The 19,859-nt window shown below is 37.2% G+C and carries 23 protein-coding genes and 1 pseudogene; 2 read left to right on the forward strand and 22 right to left on the reverse strand.

Features of this window, described 5'->3' with window-relative positions:
• Positions 1 to 118: 118 nt before the first annotated feature.
• From HMPREF0819_RS04625 to HMPREF0819_RS04635, 3 genes are all read right to left on the reverse strand, one after another.
• The gene (locus tag HMPREF0819_RS04625; RefSeq protein WP_004232914.1) at positions 119 to 1,780 is read right to left on the reverse strand and encodes a hypothetical protein; all 1,662 of its coding nucleotides are present in this window, start codon (positions 1,778 to 1,780) and stop codon (positions 119 to 121) included.
• Positions 1,781 to 1,858: 78 nt separating this feature from the next.
• Positions 1,859 to 2,497, reverse strand: a complete 639-nt coding sequence (locus HMPREF0819_RS04630; RefSeq protein WP_004232917.1) for an SdpI family protein — start codon at positions 2,495 to 2,497, stop codon at positions 1,859 to 1,861.
• A complete protein-coding gene (locus tag HMPREF0819_RS04635) occupies positions 2,484 to 2,765 on the reverse strand; it encodes an autorepressor SdpR family transcription factor (protein ID WP_004232918.1) in 282 nt (93 codons plus the stop codon). The genes HMPREF0819_RS04630 and HMPREF0819_RS04635 overlap by 14 nt, the downstream gene beginning before the upstream one ends.
• 180 nt (positions 2,766 to 2,945) lie before the next feature.
• Between HMPREF0819_RS04635 and HMPREF0819_RS04640 the strand changes: the two genes are divergently transcribed.
• Positions 2,946 to 3,773: an exodeoxyribonuclease III gene (locus tag HMPREF0819_RS04640; RefSeq protein ID WP_004232919.1), complete on the forward strand. Its 828-nt coding sequence runs from the start codon at positions 2,946 to 2,948 to the stop codon at positions 3,771 to 3,773.
• 40 nt (positions 3,774 to 3,813) lie between these two features.
• Here HMPREF0819_RS04640 and HMPREF0819_RS04645 read toward each other — a convergent pair whose 3' ends face one another.
• The 3 genes from HMPREF0819_RS04645 to serC all read right to left on the reverse strand — a co-directional run bounded on the left by HMPREF0819_RS04645 (position 3,814) and on the right by serC (position 6,623).
• Positions 3,814 to 4,170 carry an arsenate reductase family protein gene (locus tag HMPREF0819_RS04645; protein WP_044023337.1) on the reverse strand — a complete coding sequence of 119 codons (357 nt, stop codon included), beginning with the start codon at positions 4,168 to 4,170 and terminating at the stop codon, positions 3,814 to 3,816.
• Positions 4,171 to 4,257: 87 nt separating this feature from the next.
• Entirely contained in the window at positions 4,258 to 5,436 is a 1,179-nt protein-coding gene (locus HMPREF0819_RS04650) for a 3-phosphoglycerate dehydrogenase family protein (protein WP_004232921.1), read from the reverse strand.
• Positions 5,437 to 5,531: 95 nt separating this feature from the next.
• On the reverse strand, positions 5,532 to 6,623 hold the full coding sequence (serC, locus tag HMPREF0819_RS04655) for a 3-phosphoserine/phosphohydroxythreonine transaminase (RefSeq protein ID WP_004232922.1): 1,092 nt from the start codon (positions 6,621 to 6,623) through the stop codon (positions 5,532 to 5,534).
• Positions 6,624 to 6,758: 135 nt separating this feature from the next.
• Between serC and HMPREF0819_RS04660 the strand changes: the two genes are divergently transcribed.
• Positions 6,759 to 7,388, forward strand: coding sequence for a copper homeostasis protein CutC (locus HMPREF0819_RS04660; RefSeq protein WP_004232924.1), 630 nt, complete (start codon positions 6,759 to 6,761; stop codon positions 7,386 to 7,388).
• 113 nt (positions 7,389 to 7,501) lie between these two features.
• On the opposite strand, the gene HMPREF0819_RS04665 is transcribed toward HMPREF0819_RS04660, so the two are convergent.
• The 16 genes and pseudogenes from HMPREF0819_RS04665 to HMPREF0819_RS04740 form a co-directional block, all read right to left on the reverse strand.
• A complete protein-coding gene (locus HMPREF0819_RS04665; RefSeq protein WP_004232925.1) occupies positions 7,502 to 7,843 on the reverse strand; it encodes a P-II family nitrogen regulator in 342 nt (113 codons plus the stop codon).
• 31 nt (positions 7,844 to 7,874) lie between these two features.
• Positions 7,875 to 9,110, reverse strand: a complete 1,236-nt coding sequence (locus tag HMPREF0819_RS04670) for an ammonium transporter (protein ID WP_044023338.1) — start codon at positions 9,108 to 9,110, stop codon at positions 7,875 to 7,877.
• 321 nt (positions 9,111 to 9,431) lie between these two features.
• Positions 9,432 to 10,295, reverse strand: coding sequence for a 16S rRNA (cytidine(1402)-2'-O)-methyltransferase (gene rsmI, locus HMPREF0819_RS04675; protein WP_044023422.1), 864 nt, complete (start codon positions 10,293 to 10,295; stop codon positions 9,432 to 9,434).
• Between the two features lie 12 nt (positions 10,296 to 10,307).
• Entirely contained in the window at positions 10,308 to 10,628 is a 321-nt protein-coding gene (gene yabA / locus HMPREF0819_RS04680) for a DNA replication initiation control protein YabA (protein ID WP_004232930.1), read from the reverse strand.
• Positions 10,621 to 11,421, reverse strand: coding sequence for a PSP1 domain-containing protein (locus tag HMPREF0819_RS04685; protein ID WP_004232931.1), 801 nt, complete (start codon positions 11,419 to 11,421; stop codon positions 10,621 to 10,623). Before HMPREF0819_RS04685 ends, yabA begins: the two co-directional genes overlap by 8 nt.
• Positions 11,418 to 12,293: a DNA polymerase III subunit delta' gene (locus tag HMPREF0819_RS04690; RefSeq protein ID WP_044023339.1), complete on the reverse strand. Its 876-nt coding sequence runs from the start codon at positions 12,291 to 12,293 to the stop codon at positions 11,418 to 11,420. Before HMPREF0819_RS04690 ends, HMPREF0819_RS04685 begins: the two co-directional genes overlap by 4 nt.
• Positions 12,294 to 12,306: 13 nt before the next feature.
• Positions 12,307 to 12,939: a dTMP kinase gene (gene tmk / locus HMPREF0819_RS04695; protein ID WP_004232936.1), complete on the reverse strand. Its 633-nt coding sequence runs from the start codon at positions 12,937 to 12,939 to the stop codon at positions 12,307 to 12,309.
• 89 nt (positions 12,940 to 13,028) lie between these two features.
• Complete coding sequence (locus HMPREF0819_RS04700; protein ID WP_044023340.1) at positions 13,029 to 13,688, reverse strand: CBS domain-containing protein; 660 nt, start codon at positions 13,686 to 13,688, stop codon at positions 13,029 to 13,031.
• A 107-nt stretch (positions 13,689 to 13,795) separates the two neighbouring features.
• Positions 13,796 to 14,506, reverse strand: coding sequence for an ABC transporter ATP-binding protein (locus tag HMPREF0819_RS04705; RefSeq protein WP_004232940.1), 711 nt, complete (start codon positions 14,504 to 14,506; stop codon positions 13,796 to 13,798).
• Positions 14,506 to 15,270 carry an ABC transporter ATP-binding protein gene (locus HMPREF0819_RS04710; RefSeq protein WP_004232941.1) on the reverse strand — a complete coding sequence of 255 codons (765 nt, stop codon included), beginning with the start codon at positions 15,268 to 15,270 and terminating at the stop codon, positions 14,506 to 14,508. Before HMPREF0819_RS04710 ends, HMPREF0819_RS04705 begins: the two co-directional genes overlap by 1 nt.
• On the reverse strand, positions 15,270 to 16,223 hold the full coding sequence (locus HMPREF0819_RS04715) for a branched-chain amino acid ABC transporter permease (protein ID WP_004232943.1): 954 nt from the start codon (positions 16,221 to 16,223) through the stop codon (positions 15,270 to 15,272). Before HMPREF0819_RS04715 ends, HMPREF0819_RS04710 begins: the two co-directional genes overlap by 1 nt.
• A 3-nt stretch (positions 16,224 to 16,226) precedes the next feature.
• The gene (locus HMPREF0819_RS04720) at positions 16,227 to 17,111 is read right to left on the reverse strand and encodes a branched-chain amino acid ABC transporter permease (RefSeq protein ID WP_004232944.1); all 885 of its coding nucleotides are present in this window, start codon (positions 17,109 to 17,111) and stop codon (positions 16,227 to 16,229) included.
• A gap of 56 nt (positions 17,112 to 17,167) precedes the next feature.
• A complete protein-coding gene (locus HMPREF0819_RS04725) occupies positions 17,168 to 18,346 on the reverse strand; it encodes an ABC transporter substrate-binding protein (RefSeq protein WP_004232945.1) in 1,179 nt (392 codons plus the stop codon).
• A gap of 96 nt (positions 18,347 to 18,442) precedes the next feature.
• The gene (locus HMPREF0819_RS04730; protein WP_004232946.1) at positions 18,443 to 18,694 is read right to left on the reverse strand and encodes a DUF2129 domain-containing protein; all 252 of its coding nucleotides are present in this window, start codon (positions 18,692 to 18,694) and stop codon (positions 18,443 to 18,445) included.
• Positions 18,687 to 19,124, reverse strand: coding sequence for a YlbF/YmcA family competence regulator (locus HMPREF0819_RS04735; RefSeq protein ID WP_004232950.1), 438 nt, complete (start codon positions 19,122 to 19,124; stop codon positions 18,687 to 18,689). The genes HMPREF0819_RS04730 and HMPREF0819_RS04735 overlap by 8 nt, the downstream gene beginning before the upstream one ends.
• Positions 19,125 to 19,228: 104 nt before the next feature.
• Positions 19,229 to 19,822 (reverse strand): annotated as a pseudogene (locus tag HMPREF0819_RS04740) (ATP-dependent Clp protease proteolytic subunit); the annotation flags it as partial.
• Positions 19,823 to 19,859: the final 37 nt, after the last annotated feature.

Genomic DNA, 19,859 nt, shown 5'->3' on the forward strand with positions numbered 1-19,859 from the left:
ACTCCTTTATTGATAACACCTAATTATAACACAAATTTATGGCTGATTATAGGCTAAATGCTGGGGCATACGAAAAAATTGTATTAAAAAGACTGAGAATATCATCTCAGTCTTTTAGTTATTTTTCAGTTGTGATTTCAAATTTTGTTAGGTAGTTATCTTTTTGCAATTCACCTTTGAATTGATCACCGACTGTAAGGAATGGAAGACTGTCTGTTGTGTCAGTCGTTGCCTTAACTTTGTAAATTTCTCCAGATGAAGAAATGTAATAAACTGTTGAACCTGAAATCATCTGACTAGCTAATTTATCAACAACTCCAGTAATCACCTTAACTTTCTCAGCAGATTTGCCAGAATTCTTTGTGACATCAGATAAAGCTGATGTGTCAGAATCTGTGAATTTTGCAATCAAAGTCTCGATATCATTGTCAACGGTAACTTGTTGATAATCTTCAGCATCAACAATTGCATAGGATTTGACCAAACCAGCAGCATCTTTAAGAGAAACTAGATAGTAAGCTTTGCCGTCTAATTTTACAAGTGTCGGAGCTGTCGCTTCATAATGTTTTTCTTGAACTTCACCTTCTGCTGATTCTTGCGCAGCAGTTTCAGTCGCTGATGCCAATTTATAATTTGTCACTTCACGCGTTCTCATGTTAACTAAGATAAATCCAAGGTTTGATGAGTCCGCAGTTGCTGATGTAATACCTGTATAAAGGTAAATATCTGAACCAATTGAAATGTAATTGTAGATATCAGTTGTCTTTTTAACGCCAGTTTGACTGAAAACTGTGTTCCAGAAACCTTTTTGATAAGTGTAATAATCATCAACACGACTAATAACATTATTAGCTGAGAAGACACGGTCAACCCAATCGGGAATATCCTTGAGGTCATAACGTTTCGTTTCACCTGTCACCGCATTAAGTAAGATAGCACCTGTCGGGTCGCTAGAACTTAACATGAATTTAGGTTTGTAAGTCGTTGCAACATAATAAGGATTGCCTTGGTCATCAACTTCAAATGATGGATCTCCAAAAATTGCAGTTGGATATTTTAGGCGTAGATAACGGAGCGTATCATTGAAGAAGTACTCAGAATCAGAGTATTTCATTCCTTTATCAAGTTTGACAAGTTCAGCTTTACCAGTCGTTTGGTTAACTTTGACATAGTAACCAATACCTTCTTTGTGGTTAGAGAACCATTTCCAGAAAGATTTGTATTCAAGAGGTGAGATGCGGTAAGGCTGCTCACCAATTGTCACTTGACGATAATCATCTGAAATGCCAAATTGAGAAACTTTATCAATAGTTCCAAGATAAGTATCACCAATTTTCTTAGCTGATGAGCGGTCAAGCAAAGCTAAGTGTGAAATATCTGTTTCTGGGAAATCTGATGTGAAATCAGCATCTTTTACTTTAATAACGTTAGCGTAACTTTTTGCTCTGAACAATCGAGAGTTAAAGAAAGACGAAACGCTTAATAATAGAATAATCCCCACAATAACAGCACCGATAAGTGACAAGGTTTTACCGTATTTTGGTGTTGGGGTAGAGACGACTTTGCGCACACGTGTCCCAGGCATTTGAACAGTAACCTGCTGAAGTTTTCCTATCAAAGACAACAAAAGTACAGCTCCAAAAGCTAGAGCTAAGCCTTCTAAGACAAATGCCCAAAAAACAGTACTAAGCGGGTTAAGTGGTGGCAAAAACATCCAATAACTAGCTAACATGACAATAGACCAGAGAGCTAGCAAACAATATGAAATTGTCTTTTTCATAAAATAAATCTCCTTTATTTTGTCCTATCATTATAACACAATTAAACAAAATTTTATCAAAAAATAGCCTCTGAAGAATCAGAGACTATTTTTTTGACTAAGAATAAATGAGTACACTATGGGACCAACAATCATAACCGCAATTACTACTCCCACCACGTAAGGCAAAGCCACTTGAATAAAACTTTCAAGTAAGATAATCAAGCCACCAATCACCCACAATTTTCCTGCCATACGGTGAGTTTTATACCAATTTTTATCATCGGAAAGCGTCCAAGGAATACGAATACCAACTGTAGCATTTCGTTGTATCTTAGGAAAATAATTGCCAATCACGATAAAAACAATCGCTAGAAAAGTTGTGACAAGTGTTGGACCGCACTTAATAAAGCCAAGTGCGTTAGCATAGATTGATCCTTGAATAATCAAACTCAAAATTGGAATCAACCAAGAATAAAATCTTCTCATTTTTGCTGGAATATTGACTTTTACAGATTCTTTTTCAAAAAATGCCAGACAAATAATTTGAAAAAGAAGAAACAATGCTGGAAAAGCAAAAAGCGTAAAAAACTTGCTGCTATAACCATCTGCTTGACCATCAATTCCAAAATGAGTCGGGATTTTTTCAGGAAGTTGATTCCAGAAAATTGCTCCAATCACCACCGGCAATGCAATCACAAGTGATGTCATCAAAAATTCTTTATTAATTTTTTTCATTTTTCGAAGACTCCTTTAAATCAACTAACCAAGCCATAACATCCTCTAAAACCGAGGTAGACAATTCATAATAAATAAAATTCTTTTCTCGTTTTTCAACAACCAATCCAGCTTTTTTCAAAATGCTAAGATGATGCGAAATCGTTGCCCAAGCTACATCAAATTGCTCTGAAATCTCACCAGCCGTCAATGATTTTTTCTTTAATAAATTCAGAATTTCTCTTCGGATTGGATGCGACAAAGCTTTAAATGTTTCAGCAAATGCCATAATGTTCCTCCAAAGTTTAGGTATTTAGATTTTTTTCTAAATAGATTCTACCACTTTTTCCAAAAATGATATAACCAAAAGCATTAGAATCGCAAGCATTCTCTTTTTTTGCTAAAATAGAAACTAACGATTAAACTTTTAGAAAGAAGAGACTTCTAAAAAGAAGTCTGGTAAGCTATTATGAAACTCATTTCATGGAATATTGATTCGCTCAACGCAGCACTCACAAGTGATTCTGCACGCGCCGTTCTCTCACGCGCTGTTATCGATACACTTGTGGCTGAAGATGCTGATATCATTGCCATTCAAGAAACAAAATTATCAGCCAAAGGACCTACCAAAAAGCATTTGCAAATCCTTGAAGACTACTTCCCAGATTACCAAGTATCTTGGCGCTCATCAGTCGAACCAGCCAGAAAAGGATACGCTGGGACAATGTTCCTTTACAAAAATCATCTGACACCAACCATTTCTTTCCCAGAAATCGGTGCCCCTGACACGATGGATTACGAAGGGCGTATCATCACTCTTGAATTTGATAATTTCTACGTCACGCAAGTCTACACTCCAAATGCTGGAGACGGTCTAAAACGCTTAACTGAACGACAAATTTGGGATGAAAAATACGCTGATTACTTAGCAGAACTCGACCAAACAAAACCTGTCTTAGCAACTGGTGATTACAACGTTGCTCACAACGAGATTGACCTTGCCAATCCAAATTCAAACCGTCGCTCTGCTGGATTCACCGACGAAGAACGTGCAGGATTTACAAACTTACTAGCAAAAGGCTTCACAGATACTTTCCGTTACCTTCACGGTGACATTCCAAATGTCTATAGTTGGTGGGCACAACGCAGCAAAACAAGTAAAATTAACAACACTGGCTGGCGTATCGACTACTGGCTCGCATCAAACCGCATCGCAGATAAAATCACAAAATCAGAAATGATTGACTCAGGCACACGCCAAGACCACACACCAATCGTTTTAGAAATTGATTTATAAACACATAAAACCACCTAAGTTTAACACTTAGGTGGTTTGTTTATTCTCCCAACAACTCTTCGTATGATTTACGGTGACCGAGTTGAAGAACTTTTCCATCTTTGACCAAAACTGGTCGTTTAATTAGCATTCCATCTGAGGCAAGGATAGTCGCTGCCTCATCAGCTGTCAAAGAATCAACTTTATCTTTCAGGCCAAGTGCTCGGTATGCTTGACCGCTTGTGTTAAAAAAGTTTTTAATTGTAAAATCAGAATTCTCCATCCATGCCTTAATTTCTTCAGCCTTTGGTGTGTCAACTGTCAAATCAATCGCTTCAAATTCCACTTTCATTTCTTGTAGCTCAGCCTTAGCACGACGGCAAGTCGTACATTTTGGATATTCATAAAACGTCAGCATCATATACTCCTTCATAACAACTTAAAATTATCTTATTATACCAAATATCAGAAAAAAGAGCTGAGATTTAATCTCAACTCTTTCTTTTTATTTCTTTGCAATCAAGCGAACACGAACGATATTATCACTATTTTCAAAGTTTTCAACTAAGTGATTAACCTTAGTTTTATCATTTTCATCAAGGTCAAGAAGCGTATAAGCATATTCACCTTTTGAACGGTTTATGATGTTATCGATATTAATTCCCAACTCTGAAACAGCTGTTGAAATTTTTGCCACAATATTTGGCACGTTTTTATTAATCAATGTGATACGATATGGCGCAGTCAATGCTTGATGAACATTAGGGAAATTGACAGAATTCGTAATTTCTCCTGTTTCCATAAAGCGACGAATAGTTTTACCTGCCATAATAGCACAATTCAATTCAGCCTCAGCTGTTGAACCACCAACGTGTGGGAAAACTGTGATTTTTTCTTTATTAAGCAGTTCTTCAGTACCGAAATCTGTGATGTAACGTTTCACAACACCAGCTTCAATCGCTTCAAAAAGTGCTGCATTGTCAACCAATTCACCACGCGCAAAGTTGATAACAACAGTGCCTTTTTGCATCAAGGCAAAAGCTTCGCTGTTAAATGTGTGACGTGTTTCATCTGTCAAAGGCACATGAACAGTAATATAATCACAATTAGCAAAAATTTCTTTAACATCATCCACACGCTTAACATGGTGAGAAATGTTCCAAGCAGTCTCGATAGACACATATGGGTCATATCCTAGGACGTTCATACCAAGACGTTGTGCATAGTTGGCAATGCGACCACCGATAGCACCAAGTCCGATAACTCCAAGTGTTTTTCCAGAAATTTCACTACCAGCAAATTGCTTTTTACCAGCCTCAACTTGTTTTGGAACATCATCACCAGAAAGTGTATTTACCCATGCATTTGCAGCAATGTAATCACGTGCTGACATCAAAATTGAAGCAAGAACTGCTTCTTTAACCGCATTAGCATTAGCACCTGGTGTGTTAAAAACGACAATTCCAGCTGCTGTCGCATCAGCAATCGGAATATTATTTGTCCCAGCACCAGCACGCGCAATCGCTTTTAGATTTTCTGGAAAATCGATCCCATGAAGATTTTGACTACGCAAAATGAAAGCATCTGGATTTTCAGCCAAATCACCATCAATCTGGAACTGATTTCCAAGTTCTTTAAGCCCTACTTGATTAATATTATTAAATGTTTTAACACTGTATACCATAATTTACCCCTATACCAAAAGTCTGGGATAAAATCTCAGACTTCAATGGCTTATATCACTTCAAAAGAAACAATAGATATCTTCGTCTGAAAAACTTATTTGTTTTCAGCTTCAAATTTTTTCATAAATTCGATTAAATCAAGAACACCTTGACGTGGGAATGCGTTATAAAGACTTGCACGCATACCACCTACAGAACGGTGACCTTTAATATTTTTGAAACCAAGCGGTGTCGCTTCAGCCACAAATTTAGCATCTAATTCCTTACTTGGCGTTACAAATGGAATATTGGCTACTGAACGTTCAGCTGGATTTTTAACAGGATTTGTATAGAAATCTGATTGATCAATAAAATCATACAAAAATCCTGATTTTTCACGATTGGCTGCTTCCATCTTATCTACACCACCAAAGGCTTTCACCCATTCGAAAACAAGTTTAGCAATGTAAATACTATAAGCTGGTGGAGTGTTATAAAGTGAACCCGCTTCAGCTTGGATACGATAGTCAAGCATTGCTGAAAGTGTTGGTTCATCATTCAAGAAATCTTCACGAACAATGACGACAGTCACTCCAGCTGGACCAATATTTTTTTGCGCACCAGCATAAATCAATGCAAAATCTTCAACATTATAGCGGACAGCTAGAATATTTGAAGACATATCAGCAACGATAGGCACACCATTTGTGTCAGGAAGGTCATAAATAGAAGTTCCTTCAATAGTGTTATTAGTTGTGATATGAACATAAGCAGCTTCTGGGTCAATATCTTTTGGATCAAATGTAGGAATATGATCGTATACAGTGTCTTCAGACGAGGCTAGGAGCACGGGTTCAAAAGGAACGGATTTGGACAATTTAACAGCTTCTGCATACGCTTTTTTACCCCATGATCCACCAACTAGATAATATGCCTTACGTCCCTTAGCTAGGTTTAAAGGAAGCATAGTAAACTGAGTAGATGCTCCTCCTTGAAGAAACATTACCTTATAATTATCGGGAATATTCATCAATTCACGCAATAATTTTTCAGCATCCTTAATAATATCATCAAACTCTTTGGAACGGTGGGACATTTCTAAAACACTCATGCCACTACCTTGGTAGTCAAGCATTTCACGTTGTGCTTGTTCAAGCACTGGTTTTGGTAACACTGCAGGTCCTGCAGAGAAATTGTAAATTGTCATAAAAATACCTCCGTATAATAGTATAAATTATATCACAATTTTCTGAATTTTGTAAAGATTTTTGAGAATTTTTATAAATAATTTTTATAAAAAAATCATGTTATAATAGTAACTACTAATTAATAAGGAGAAAAAATGATTATCAAAGAATTCTGCGCTGAAAATACAACACTTCTCAGCCAACTTGACTCATCTGTTAAACGTGTTGAGCTTTGCGATAATTTGGCAGTTGGAGGAACAACACCTTCTTATGGTGTCATCAAAGAAGCTGCGCGCTATTTGCACGAAAAAGACATTTCACTAGCAACAATGATTCGACCTCGTGGCGGGAACTTCGTCTACAACGACAGTGAACTTCGCATCATGGAAGATGACATTATCCGTGCAGTAGAGCTCGAAAGCGATAGCTTGGTTCTTGGATTATTGACTGAAGATAATCACATTGATGAAGATGGTATCGAGCAACTTCTACCAGCGACTCAAGGTCTTCCACTAGTCTTTCACATGGCTTTTGACCAAATTCCAGAGGCAGACCAAAAAGCTGCTATTGACCAACTCGTTGAACTTGGCTTCACACGCATTTTGACACACGGTTCTTCAGAAGCAAACGATATTTTTGAAAATATCGACTACTTAAAAGAACTTGTTGAATATGCTAACAACCGTATTGAAATCATGATTGGTGGCGGTGTTACTGCTGATAATTACCAAGAATTGATTGAAAAAACTGGTGCCAAAGCTGCACACGGAACAAAGATTTGTTAATCGTTCATAACACCTTGTTATCAAGGTGTTTTTTTACACCCAAAAATCCGAATTCTTTCGAACTCAGATTTCCATCACATCACATTTTACGACTAAACTTTTTATTTTATGAGTTAAACGGCATCGCCTCCTCTTTCACCCGTACGAATACGGATGACTTCTTCGACAGGGAAAATAAAAATCTTGCCATCTCCAACTTCTCCTGTACGCACTGATTTGCTAATAACATCAACGATTTCATCAATTGCAGCATCATGTGTTACGATTTCAACTTTTACTTTGGCAAGCAAGGCTGGCACAATTTTTTGACCACGAACATACTCCGCAAAACCACGTTGATTACCATATCCTAAAACTTGGCTAACCGTCATTCCTTTTGCAAATCCAGCTTTTGCTAGAGCGTCTTTCAAATCTTCCAAACGATCTGGTCGAATAATTGCTTCAATTTTTTTCATAATATATCCTCTCTCGAAAAACTATTTTCTATTATGAATCTAAACCCATAAAAGTTGGGTAGGCTGTTTCTTCATGTTCACTATCATCAAGACCAATAGCTTCCGCACGACCTTCAACACGAATAGCAGTAAAGATTGAGATTACCTTGACGATGATAAATGTTGCTACCGCTGACCAAATAATTGTAAAAATAATCGCAGCAATTGTCACCAAGAAAAGATGAGCATCTCCATAAATCAAACCAATATTGTGTTTATCAAGGGCAAGTTCTGGAGTTGTGAAAAGTCCTGTTACCAATCCACCAAAAATACCACCAACACCATGACAACCAAAAGCATCTAAAGCATCATCATAGCCAAACTTACTCTTAAGAACTGAAATAGCAAAATAACAAATCGGACTAACCAAAAGACCAATTAAAAGTGAACTCCAAGTTGAAACAAAACCTGCACCAGGTGTGATAGCAACAAGCCCTGCAACCAAACCAGTTGAAGCACCAACAAGTGAGAATTTACCAGTCAAAAGTTTTTCAACCACTAACCATGAAAACATTGCTGCCGCTGCAGAAATATGAGTTGTTACAAAAGCATGCACGGCCAAACCATCAGCAGCTAAAGCAGAACCCGCGTTAAATCCAAACCATCCAAACCAAAGAAGACCTGCACCTAAGAAAACAAAGGGAACATTGTGAGGACGATATTCTAAACGGTAATAATCACGACGTTTACCAAGAAGCAAAGCTAAAACTAAACCAGACACTCCTGACGTAATGTGAACCACATCACCACCAGCAAAGTCGATTGTACCCCATTTTGCAAGAAGCCCTTCATCCCAAACCATATGAGCAAATGGGAAATAAACTAAGAACAGCCACAAAACAACAAAAATGACTAACGGGGTAAATCTCATACGTCCTGCTGCCGCTCCTGTTAAAATGGCAACAGTGATAATTGGAAACATCATCTGAAAAGCTACAAATAAAGCATCCGGAATCACTAAACCACGTGTACTTGCAGTTTCACTCACACCATTAAAGAAAAGATGCGAAAAATTACCAATAATATCTCCATCGCCACCAAATGATAGAGAATAACCACATACCATCCACAAGACTGAAGCAAGAGCCATCGGAATCGCACACATCATCATCGTATTGATAACATTTTTGCGTCTTCCAAGACCACCGTAGAAGAATGCTAGACCTGGTGTCATCAAGAAAACCAGACCAGAACAGATAATCATAAAAGCAATACTTCCTGCATCCATATCAAAAACTCCTTTATTTTCTAAGGTTTTAAAATCTAAAACCAATTTTATGTTAGATAATATAACACTATTTTTTACCCAAGTAAAGAGTTTTTGTGCAATTTTTCTGAATTTTTTAATTTTATAACAAAAGATGTCAGCAATTTAAAAGTCTCATAAATGCCACTGTTTCACGGCTTTATCAACACTTTTCGATTTTGTAAAAAGACATGGATTGTCAGTTTTTTGTAAAATTCACCTCTAACTTTTAATGTTATACTTTCTAACATTAAAAGTTAGAGGTACACAAAAAAAGCTGGTAAATACCAGCTTTTTATCAATTTAGATACCGTGATACGCATTATAAACTTCTTGACGGTTGAGGCCATAAGTTTTTGCAATTTTTTTGATGGCTTGGTTTGGTTTTTCACCAGCTTCAACAAGATTTGCTACAAGTTCTGCTGGATTCAAGTCCTCTGCTGCTTCAGAAAGCTCAGTTTCATCTTGACCAGATACAATCAACAGACATTCACCTTTTAGTGGATTTTCAGCAATGTAATCTAAGATTTCTGAGATTTGTCCGCGTTGGTACTCTTCATAAAGCTTAGTCAATTCACGAACCAAAACAACTTTTCTATCTCCGTAAACTGAGAGCATACTTTCTAAAGTATCTGCCACACGATATGGTGATTCATAGAAAATTTGTGTCTCAGGATAAGCTTTCTTGCTTTCGAAAAATTCTTTTTGTTGTCCTGATTTGCGTGGTAAAAAGCCATAGAAAATGTGAGGTTGCGGTACTAACCCACTTGCAATCAAAGCTGTAATACCAGCCGAAGCACCTGGAAGTGCAACAACCGTAATGTCCTCAGCAATCGCTGCTTTTACCAAGTCATGCCCTGGGTCAGAAATCGATGGCATGCCTGCATCAGATACTTGAGCTAAATTTTTCCCATCTTTCAAAAGTTCGATTAGCTCAGGAATTTTTTCGTAAGCATTGTGCTCGTGAAAGCTGATTTGCTTAACAGAAATCTCAAAATGCTTCAACAAAAGTCCAGTGTTTCGTGTATCTTCAGCACAGATAAAATCTGCATTTTTTAGAGTATCAACTGCACGAAATGTCATATCTTGCAAATTTCCAATCGGAGTTGGCACAAGATAGAGAGTTCCGTAATCAGTTTGACCTTTAAAACTTTTTTGTACTTGTATCATTAAAGTTGACTACTCCCTATCTAGAACTTCCATACAGAACATACATTCTTCATCATTTTCACGACGTTGTCCGTAATAGTCATTACAGATATGGAAACCATCGTGATAAATGCTTTCAATATATTTTTTACCTTGTTTAGAAGATTTAACAGGAGTTTCTTGTTCGAGTTGAGTAAGACGTGTGCGTAATTTATCATTCTCAAGTCGAAGGGCTGTGTTTTCTTCTAACAAAGACTGTACTTGTTTTTTCATGGCTTCAATTTCAGCCAAGGTAATCATTAAATTTTGTGAAAAGCCATCAAAGGCATCAAATAATTCTTTTTTATCCACGTACTTTGACCTCCTCTACAGCATAAGTTAAAAGAGTGTGTCGTTCAGGTAATCGAACTTTGACAGTATCAGAAAAGACATCAATCCCAGCGACCACTCCTAATCCGTCGACTGTTTCAATTTCTGTTCCCAAATCAGGGAATTTCTCCTTAGAGGTTTTGTAAAATTCATCTTCAAAACTCAAGCAACACATCAATCTACCGCAGATTCCAGCAGTCTTTCCAGTGCTAAGTGACATACCTTGATTTTTAACCATTTTGATTGATACTGGTGGAAATTCCCCCAAGAAGCTAGCACAGCAAAGCGCACGCCCACACGGACCTACGCCACCATAAACTTTAGCTTCTTCACGGCTATTGATTTGGCGCAGTTCGATACGCATTTTGAAGTGCGATGCCAAATCACGCAAAAGCTGACGAAAATCCACACGACCTTCTGCACAGAAAGTAATCAAGACATAACTTCTCTCCAAAGGAAAGACAATATCAATCACTTTCATTTTTAGATTATTTACTTCGATTAGCTCGTTGACTTTATCAAACGAATTCTTCGCTAACTCAAGATTTTCTTGATAAGCCTGCAAATCTTTTTCATTTGCCAAGCGTAAAACCTTATCCATCTCAGCAGGTAATTTTACCTCATCTATCTCTTCATTTGTAGTTACTGCTTGAGCTAAGCGACTTCCTTTTTTATTTTTTATGACGAGGCAGTCACCCACTTGGTAGTTTTGATTTGGCAAAACATAGGTAACCTTACCTGTTCCTTCGTATTTTATACTCAATACTTCTGTCATGAAATCACCATATATTCTAGCACATTTTGAAAGCTCACATTGCTCTTCCACATTTGCTGTGCTTTATAACTTTTCTCTAAATAACTCAGACTTTCTTTTTGATTAAATTGCTTTGCTAAAAACAAAGGCAACAGTTGGAAAACAAGTTCTTGTTCAGACTTTTCAAATGCAGCTTGCACGAGGGGCCCTGTTTCCAAGTAAGCCAAGGCTTTGTCTTTAAACAAAATCCCAATAAAACGTTCGCAAGCCTGTAACAAATCCAAAATCTTCTTGTCAGCCATCAACTCTTCTAAGTGAGCAGGTGTTTTAGCTAATTCTGCAAGAATTTTAGCCTGTGTTTTTAAAATGCCAGCTTGTTCAGCTTGTTGAACCAAGAGTTTTTTATTCTTTGGAAAACGAAAAACCTGTGTTCGACTCTTGATAGTTGGAAGAACCTTGCTTTCATCACTAGTTAACAAAATCATGTAAGACGAACTCTGCGGCTCTTCGATAAATTTCAAGAGACTATTTGCCGCGTTAACATGCATTTTCTCACAATCTTGAATGATGAAAACTTGTGATTTCCCTTCGAAACCTGAGCGAGAAAAATCACGCATCATCTCACGAATCGTGTCTGTCTTGATGACTTGACCAGTTGGTCTGACAATCTTAACATCTGAAAAATCATTCGCGTCAATCAACTGACATTCACGGCATTTCCCACAGGGTCTGCCTTCTTGCAAATTCTCGCAAAAGCGACTTTTAGCAAGATAGAGTGCAAAATCAAAACTGGCAAAATCCCCTGAAAAAAGATAGGCGTGATTCATCCTATCTGATTTTAAAATCTGATTAAACTCTTTAAAAAGTTGGGGTTGCAAGCACTCTAAATCCATTTTAATTCCTTTACTAGTTTTTAGCCAAACGTTCAAGAATGACTTGTGTTGCATCAGCTACAACTTGCTCTAATTCACGCGAAGCATCAATCGTTACAATACGATTTTCTGTTTGAGCCAAATCCAAGTATCCTTGTCTAACACGCTTGTGCATATCTAATTTTTCCAAATCAAGACGATTAACTTCTCGGTCAGCATTTTTTGCGATTCGATCCAAACCGACTTCTGATTCAACATCGAAGTAGAGAGTTAAATCTGGTTCTCTACCATCTGTTGAAAAATCATTTAATTTTGCAATACTGTCTTTATCAAGACCACGTCCTGCACCTTGATAAGCTACTGAACTATCAATAAAACGATCAATCAAGACCACCTTACCAGCCTCTAAAGCTGGCAACACTTTTTCCACATAGTGTTGACGTCTTGCTGCCATATAAAGTAGCAACTCTGTCTTACTGTCCATCGCAACGTGCTTAACATCCAAAATAACATCACGAATGCGTTCTGCAATTTCAACACCACCTGGTTCACGTGTGGTCACAATATCATAGCCCTTTTCTTGCAAAACTGGAAGAACTTTTTCTAAGACTGTAGTTTTTCCAGCACCATCTGGACCTTCAAATGAAATGATTATACCGTTTTTCATGAAAATTCCTTAATACTTTTTCTCTACTCCTATTTTATCAAAAATCACACAAAAAAGCACTGCTAATCTTAGCAATGCTTTGAAATCATTTAGTCAATTTCTTTTGCAGAGGTCAATTCAATGGCGTCAACTTGAATTCCTTGTGATACAAGTTTATCACGCAAATCAGCAACATTAGCCTTACCATCAATCTGAATTTCAATGACAACTTTTCCAGACTTACGTGTCGCGACAACCGTACGCTTGATATTAAGATTATCAGCAGAAATCGTATCAACAATCTTAGCTAAAGTTCCAACAGTATCATCAGCAGTAATAATGACACGAACACCCTCTTGCCCATAACCAGACACTTCAAGAAATGCTTTGAAAACATCTTTTTCCGTAATAACACCATGAACTCGACCATGCTCAACCACTGGTAAAATACCAACTCGATGTTTCATCATAGCATAAACGGCATCTTCAAGGCTGGCATATGGCGAAACTGTAATCACATCTCGACTCATAATATCACGAATTTTTGTTTTATTTAACAAATAATTCATTTCATAAATTGACAAAGAAGTCGCTTTTGATGGACTAGCTTCTGCCATTGTTCTTTCAGTAACAATACCGACTAATCGATCATTTTCAATAACTGGTAAGCGGCGTAATCCTTGTTCTCTCATCATATCAGCTGCATAGGCAACTGTTGTATCGGGTGATACATAGACAACTTTTCTTGTCATAAAATCCTTAACTGCCATAATCATTCTCCAGTTTTTTCTTTTTCAATTATTATAACATTAATTAAAAACGTTTACACAAAACAACAAAAGGTGGAATTTACCACCCTTTATGATGAAGCTAACTTTTATCCACCAAGATAAGCTTTACGCACTTCTTCTGATTCTAGTAGCTCTTTACCTGTTCCTGAAAGGACAACTTTTCCTGTTTCTAAAACATAGCCACGATCAGCAATTGCCAAAGCTTTATTGGCATTTTGCTCAATCAAAAGAACTGTTGTTCCTTGTTTTTGAATATCTTGAATGATATCAAAAATTTCTTGAATAAAGATTGGAGCAAGTCCCATTGATGGTTCATCAAGAAGAAGTAATTTGGGTTGGCTCATCAGCGCACGACCCATGGCAAGCATTTGTTGTTCACCACCTGAAAGTGTTGCTGCATCTTGCATCTTACGTTCTTCAAGACGTGGAAAACGATCAAAAACTTTCTTCAAATTCTGTTGATTTTCTTCACGGTCATTTCGTAAGAACGCACCAAGTTCTAGGTTTTCAAGGACAGTCAATCCTGGGAAAACGTGACGACCCTCAGGGACCTGAGACAAACCACCTGCGACGATTTTACGAGCTGGTTCTTTTTGAATTTCTTGCCCTAAAAACTCAATTTTACCAGCACTTGGGCGCACCAAACCAGAAATTGTTCGAAGAATTGAGGTTTTACCAGCACCATTTGCACCGATAAGAGTCACCACTTCTCCTTCATTAACTTCAAATGAAACATCTTTTACAGCCTGGATAACGCCGTAATGAACTGATAAATTATCAACTTTTAACATTGCCATTATCCTTCACCTCCAAGATATGCTTCAATAACACGTTGATTAGTTTTAATTTCATCTGGTGTACCATGAGCGATTAAACATCCGTATTCAAGAACATAAATACGCTCAGTTACCTCCATAACAAGACTCATGTCGTGCTCGATAAGCATGATTGTAATGTTAAAATCTTCCTTAATTTTTCGGATGAGCTGTGTTAACTCAGCAGTTTCTTGTGGGTTCATCCCAGCAGCTGGTTCATCCAAGAAAAGAATCTTAGGCTGAGTTGCTAACGCACGCACGATTTCCAAACGACGTTGTTGCCCGTAAGGAAGATTTTTAGCAAGTGTTTCAGCATCTCCTTCCAAATCAAAAATAGCTAACAATTCCATAGCTTTTTGGCGAAGCGCATCTTCGCTTTGATAGAATTTTGGCAAACGAAGAAAACTTGATAGAAGATATGGTTTGTTTTGATTTGCCATACCAACAAGTACATTTTCCAAGACAGTCATATCCTTAAAGAGGCGAATGTTTTGGAAAGTACGTGACAAACCAAGTGAGGCAATTTTGTAAGGCTTCTTACCGTTAAGAAGTGTACCATCTAGAGTTACTGAACCTTCACTTGGTTCATAAACACCTGTTAAAAGGTTGAAAAGAGTTGTTTTACCTGCACCGTTTGGTCCAATTAATCCAACCAACTCACCTTCGTTAAGATGCATGGTAACATCACCAACAGCCGTCAACCCACCAAAGTTTTTAGTTAGATTTTTTACATCTAAAAGTGCCATCAGTGCTTACCTCCTTTGCCTTTATTGAAAAATTGAGACAATGTAAATTCTTTTGTCCCCAAAAGTCCACCTGGACGGAAAATCATCACCAAAATCAAAGCAAGTGAATAGATAATCATACGGAGATTTGAAACATTTTGTAAAAACATGTTCAAAATTCCTAAAACAATAGCTGCTAGAATTGTTCCTGTAATTGAACCAAGACCACCTAAAACAGCGATGATCAAGTAATCAATTGACTTCATGATAGTAAAGTCTTTTGGTACAACCGTTCCGATGTAGCCAACATAAAGTGAACCAGCGATAGCTGAGATAATTGCCCCCATCACAAAAATCATAACTTTCATTTTAGTGACATTGACACCCATAGCTTCTGCTGCAATCTCATCTTCACGCACCGCAATGACTTGACGACCTGTAGATGAACGTAAAAAGTTTAAAATCAAAACAGTAATTACTGCCACGAAAATGAAGATGACATGCCATGATGTATATGGCAAAATCCCTGTTAAACCAGCAGCACCATTTGTCAACTCACCACCATTAACAATCATGATACGGATAATTTCAGCCATACCAAGAGTTGCAATGGCAAGATAGTCACCTTTTAAGCGAAGCGTTGGAATACCAAAGACAAGTGCCACCAAAATAGCAATCACAACACCAACTAACATTGAAAAATAGAAACCACAGTAAGTTGGATTTTGTTGTGTGATAATGGCTGTTGAATAAGCACCGATTGCCATGAAACCAGCTTGTCCAAGTGTGAATTGACCTGAAAAACCAAGCACCAAGTTAGTTCCAAGCCCCATCAAAATGCTTATACCAATCCCCATTAAAATTTGGAGATAGTAAAGATTTAAAATATTCGTTTTAGCTAACAGTTCTAGAATTCCAAATAAAACTACAATCAGTGCAAGCCAAGAAAGGTTAAGTTTTAGATTCTTTTTCATTTTCTACACCTTCTCTTTCACATTTTTACCAAGGATACCAGCCGGTCTTACCAATAAAATGATAATTAAAACACCGTAAACAATGGCATCTCGATAACTTGAGAGGTTAAGCGAGATTGATAAAGTTTCCAAAATACCGATAACAAATCCACCAAGTGCAGCACCTGGAATGATACCAATACCACCAAGAACGGCCGCAACAAAAGCTTTAATACCAGGCGTCATCCCCATAAGTGGCTCAATTGAATTGTAGTAAAGTCCAATCAAAACACCAGCGGCACCGGCAAGAGCTGAACCAAGGGCAAAAGTAAAACTGATAGTTGAATTAACATTAATCCCCATCAATTCAGCCGCATCACTATCAACAGACACAGCACGCATGGCTTTACCCATTTTTGTCTTTTTAACAGTCAATTGCAAAGCAACCATCAAGACAAGTGAAACAGCTAAAATCAACAGCTGAATATTTGTCACTGTCACAGGTCCAAGCTTATAACTGACAATATCAACAGCCTGTGGGAATGAGCGCGTATTGGCACCAACCAAGAAAACCATACCGTATTCAAGGAAGAATGAAACACCAATCGCTGTAATCAAGGCTGCAATTCGTGTTGAGTGACGCAACGGACGATAAGCCAAAAATTCAATAACCATTCCAATAAATGCTGTCACAATCATTGTCACAATTAACGCAATCCAAAAATTCATGTGAAGAACGCTAATCGAATAATATCCGATAAATGCACCAAGCATATAAATATCGCCATGTGCAAAGTTAATTAACTTAATAATCCCATAAACCATGGTATATCCAAGAGCAAGTAAGGCATAAATACTTCCAAGGATAATACCATTAACCAGTTGTTGGGGAAGTTGTTCTAAAAACATAAAGCACCAAACTTTCTAGTCACGTGATATAAAAACTAATCAAAAATTAACTAATTCTATTTCTCAATTTCAACAGCATCCGCAGAGGCTTCAACACCATCTTTCATCGCAACCATCAAAGCTGTTTTGATTGGATTGTGTTTTTCATCGATAGTCATCGTACCAGTCACACCTTCGAAATCTTTTAATTTCGCTAGATTATTAGCAATATCAATTGATGTTTTGGCACCTTCAGATGCTTTTGCGACCATATAAACAGAATCATAAGCAAGCGCAGCGAACATATTTGGCTCTGAACCATATTTTGCTTTGTAAGCTTTGATGAAGTCAGTCGCTTTATCTGACAATGCTGTTTTAGTTGAATAACCAGACACATAGTAAACACCGTTAGTATTTGCTTTACCTGCCAAATCACCAAAACTTTCATCGTTAAAGCCATCAGGACCTAAGATTGGAACACTGATTCCCATATCACGCGCTTGTTTTGTGATAATACCAGTTTCTGTATAATACCCCGGCATAACAATAGCGTCATAATCCATATTTTTGAATTTTGTCAAAGCAGATTGGAAATCCTTGTCGCCTGATGCAAAAGTTGCTGTCGAAACAATCTCACCTTGATATTTTTTCTTAAATTCTTCGGCAATTCCTTTGGCGTAGTCACTTGAATTATCATAGTAAAGAACAACTTTTTTGGCATTCAAGTTGCTAAAAGTAAACTGAGCTAGAACTTGTCCTTGGAAACTATCTTGGAAAGTTGTACGGAAGACATACTTCTTAACACCATCGACTTTATCAAGAGTCAAATCATCTTGTGTTCCACTCGGCGTCAACAAAGGCACACCAGTCTTTTGAGCATTTAAACTTGCAGCTGCAACCGCACCTGATGTGGCAGGACCAACCATAGCATTTACTTGACTTTGAATAGCCAAATTTGTAGCTGCTGTCGATGCTTCTGCATTTTCTGACTTATTATCTTTTGTAACGAGCTCGATTTTTTTACCATCTACACCACCAGCTTTATTAATCTCTTGTACAGCAAGTTTAACCCCGTTATTTTCAGCATTACCATAGGCAGCAACTGTACCAGTTAATTCAAGGTTGACACCAAGTTTAATCATGTCACCAATTTTTGTACCAGTAGCATTCGCTGTCACATCTGGGGACTTACCACAAGCCATTAAGGCAATTGAGGCTAAAAAGGTTATCGCTGCTAGCGCAATCTTTTTATGCATAAACTCTCTCCTTATATTCTAATTTAAAATAAATTCAAATAATACTGAATTATCTGAAAATTTATAATATTATTTGGTTTTCAAATTCATATTATATCAAAAATGTTCCAAATTGCCTACAAAATCTTGATTAATATTATCAAATTCTGATAAAGTAACTGCTTTCACAAATTTTAAAGCTGACATTTCTTCGACAACAGCTTCTACCTCTTCTTTATTGACGTACAAAACTTGATAATGTAATTTGCGAGAATGGTAAAGAACATCTCCATATTTGCTGAGCTTTCTAGCATCACGATTATAATATAGATAAACGATAATTCCCTGACGTTCTTGTTTTTTAAACATCCCTCTTTTCCTTTCCTCTACAATGATGGTGTGATTTGTGCGGTGCTAACGGCAAACCAGTATCTACAAAAATAGTTGGTGATATGGCAGATGACACTTTTTGCGATAATTCTGCTAAAATTTCTTGAACTTCTACTTCGCTCTGTCTTAAGCGACTAACTTTTTCATTCATATCAAGAATTCTTTTTTCTTTTATCAGCTGACGACGAAGCTCTCGAACTTCTGGTCTAAAAGCAAGATAATCTTTATTTTCCTCGTAAGATTGCTTCAATTCTTGAAAGTGAGCAATCTTTTCTTGCAAAGCTGAATCAGCTAAAAATTCTTGTTTAATTTCTAAATATGATTTTACAGAATCTAAAGTAAAAAAAGTTTGGGCAACATCATCTATTGCCTCATCAATTTCCAATAATTGTTCATCTATTGCCAACATACTTTGATTATATCATATTTGGTCATAAATGTATCCTGTCCCGCTTAGGGTAAACATCAAAAAAAGCCCGCAAAATGCGAGCTTTCGACATTAATAAAATGTTATTAGTTCAATTCGTTGTTGACCATGATTTCATCGATGAAGCCATATTCAAGAGTTTCTTGAGCGCTCATCCAGTTATCACGTTCAGCATCTGCGTGAACTTTTTCCAATGTTTGACCTGAATTATCAGCCAAAATTTGTTCCAAGTTTTGACGTGTTTTCAAAAGGTGTTCAGCAGCAATTGCCATATCAGTTTGTTGAGTACCGCCACCAGTACCACCCATTGGTTGGTGAATCATGTATTCAGCATTTGGCAACATGAAACGTTTACCTTTTGTACCTGATGATGCAATGATTGTACCCATTGATGCAGCTATACCCATAACGATTGTTTGAACGTCAGATTTGATGAAGTTCATTGTATCGACGATAGCAAGACCAGCTGAAACTGATCCTCCAGGTGTATTAACATAAAGGTAGATATCTTTTGTATTATCTTGTGCATCAAGGAACAATAGTTGAGCAATAATAGAATTTGCCATATTGTCTTCAACTGGTCCAGTCAGCATAATGATACGATCTTTCAAAAGACGTGAGTAAATATCATATGAGCGTTCACCGCGGCTTGTTTGTTCAATAACTACAGGAATCATATCTTTTCTCCTTTGTTTTAAATCTTAACCTGAGACTATT

Source organism: Streptococcus equinus ATCC 9812 (assembly GCF_000187265.1).
Lineage (GTDB): Bacteria > Bacillota > Bacilli > Lactobacillales > Streptococcaceae > Streptococcus > Streptococcus equinus.

What these genes read in the sequence shown, in the direction of transcription:
- HMPREF0819_RS04625 (WP_004232914.1), bottom strand. Translation starts at nt 1,780, where the DNA reads ATGAAAAAGACAATTTCATATTGTTTGCTAGCTCTCTGGTCTATTGTC.
- HMPREF0819_RS04630 (WP_004232917.1), bottom strand. Translation starts at nt 2,497, where the DNA reads ATGAAAAAAATTAATAAAGAATTTTTGATGACATCACTTGTGATTGCA.
- HMPREF0819_RS04635 (WP_004232918.1), bottom strand. Translation starts at nt 2,765, where the DNA reads ATGGCATTTGCTGAAACATTTAAAGCTTTGTCGCATCCAATCCGAAGA.
- HMPREF0819_RS04640 (WP_004232919.1), top strand. Translation starts at nt 2,946, where the DNA reads ATGAAACTCATTTCATGGAATATTGATTCGCTCAACGCAGCACTCACA.
- HMPREF0819_RS04645 (WP_044023337.1), bottom strand. Translation starts at nt 4,170, where the DNA reads ATGCTGACGTTTTATGAATATCCAAAATGTACGACTTGCCGTCGTGCT.
- HMPREF0819_RS04650 (WP_004232921.1), bottom strand. Translation starts at nt 5,436, where the DNA reads ATGGTATACAGTGTTAAAACATTTAATAATATTAATCAAGTAGGGCTT.
- serC (WP_004232922.1), bottom strand. Translation starts at nt 6,623, where the DNA reads ATGACAATTTACAATTTCTCTGCAGGACCTGCAGTGTTACCAAAACCA.
- HMPREF0819_RS04660 (WP_004232924.1), top strand. Translation starts at nt 6,759, where the DNA reads ATGATTATCAAAGAATTCTGCGCTGAAAATACAACACTTCTCAGCCAA.
- HMPREF0819_RS04665 (WP_004232925.1), bottom strand. Translation starts at nt 7,843, where the DNA reads ATGAAAAAAATTGAAGCAATTATTCGACCAGATCGTTTGGAAGATTTG.
- HMPREF0819_RS04670 (WP_044023338.1), bottom strand. Translation starts at nt 9,110, where the DNA reads ATGGATGCAGGAAGTATTGCTTTTATGATTATCTGTTCTGGTCTGGTT.
- HMPREF0819_RS04685 (WP_004232931.1), bottom strand. Translation starts at nt 11,421, where the DNA reads ATGACAGAAGTATTGAGTATAAAATACGAAGGAACAGGTAAGGTTACC.
- HMPREF0819_RS04690 (WP_044023339.1), bottom strand. Translation starts at nt 12,293, where the DNA reads ATGGATTTAGAGTGCTTGCAACCCCAACTTTTTAAAGAGTTTAATCAG.
- tmk (WP_004232936.1), bottom strand. Translation starts at nt 12,939, where the DNA reads ATGAAAAACGGTATAATCATTTCATTTGAAGGTCCAGATGGTGCTGGA.
- HMPREF0819_RS04700 (WP_044023340.1), bottom strand. Translation starts at nt 13,688, where the DNA reads ATGGCAGTTAAGGATTTTATGACAAGAAAAGTTGTCTATGTATCACCC.
- HMPREF0819_RS04705 (WP_004232940.1), bottom strand. Translation starts at nt 14,506, where the DNA reads ATGGCAATGTTAAAAGTTGATAATTTATCAGTTCATTACGGCGTTATC.
- HMPREF0819_RS04710 (WP_004232941.1), bottom strand. Translation starts at nt 15,270, where the DNA reads ATGGCACTTTTAGATGTAAAAAATCTAACTAAAAACTTTGGTGGGTTG.
- HMPREF0819_RS04715 (WP_004232943.1), bottom strand. Translation starts at nt 16,223, where the DNA reads ATGAAAAAGAATCTAAAACTTAACCTTTCTTGGCTTGCACTGATTGTA.
- HMPREF0819_RS04720 (WP_004232944.1), bottom strand. Translation starts at nt 17,111, where the DNA reads ATGTTTTTAGAACAACTTCCCCAACAACTGGTTAATGGTATTATCCTT.
- HMPREF0819_RS04725 (WP_004232945.1), bottom strand. Translation starts at nt 18,346, where the DNA reads ATGCATAAAAAGATTGCGCTAGCAGCGATAACCTTTTTAGCCTCAATT.
- HMPREF0819_RS04730 (WP_004232946.1), bottom strand. Translation starts at nt 18,694, where the DNA reads ATGTTTAAAAAACAAGAACGTCAGGGAATTATCGTTTATCTATATTAT.
- HMPREF0819_RS04735 (WP_004232950.1), bottom strand. Translation starts at nt 19,124, where the DNA reads ATGTTGGCAATAGATGAACAATTATTGGAAATTGATGAGGCAATAGAT.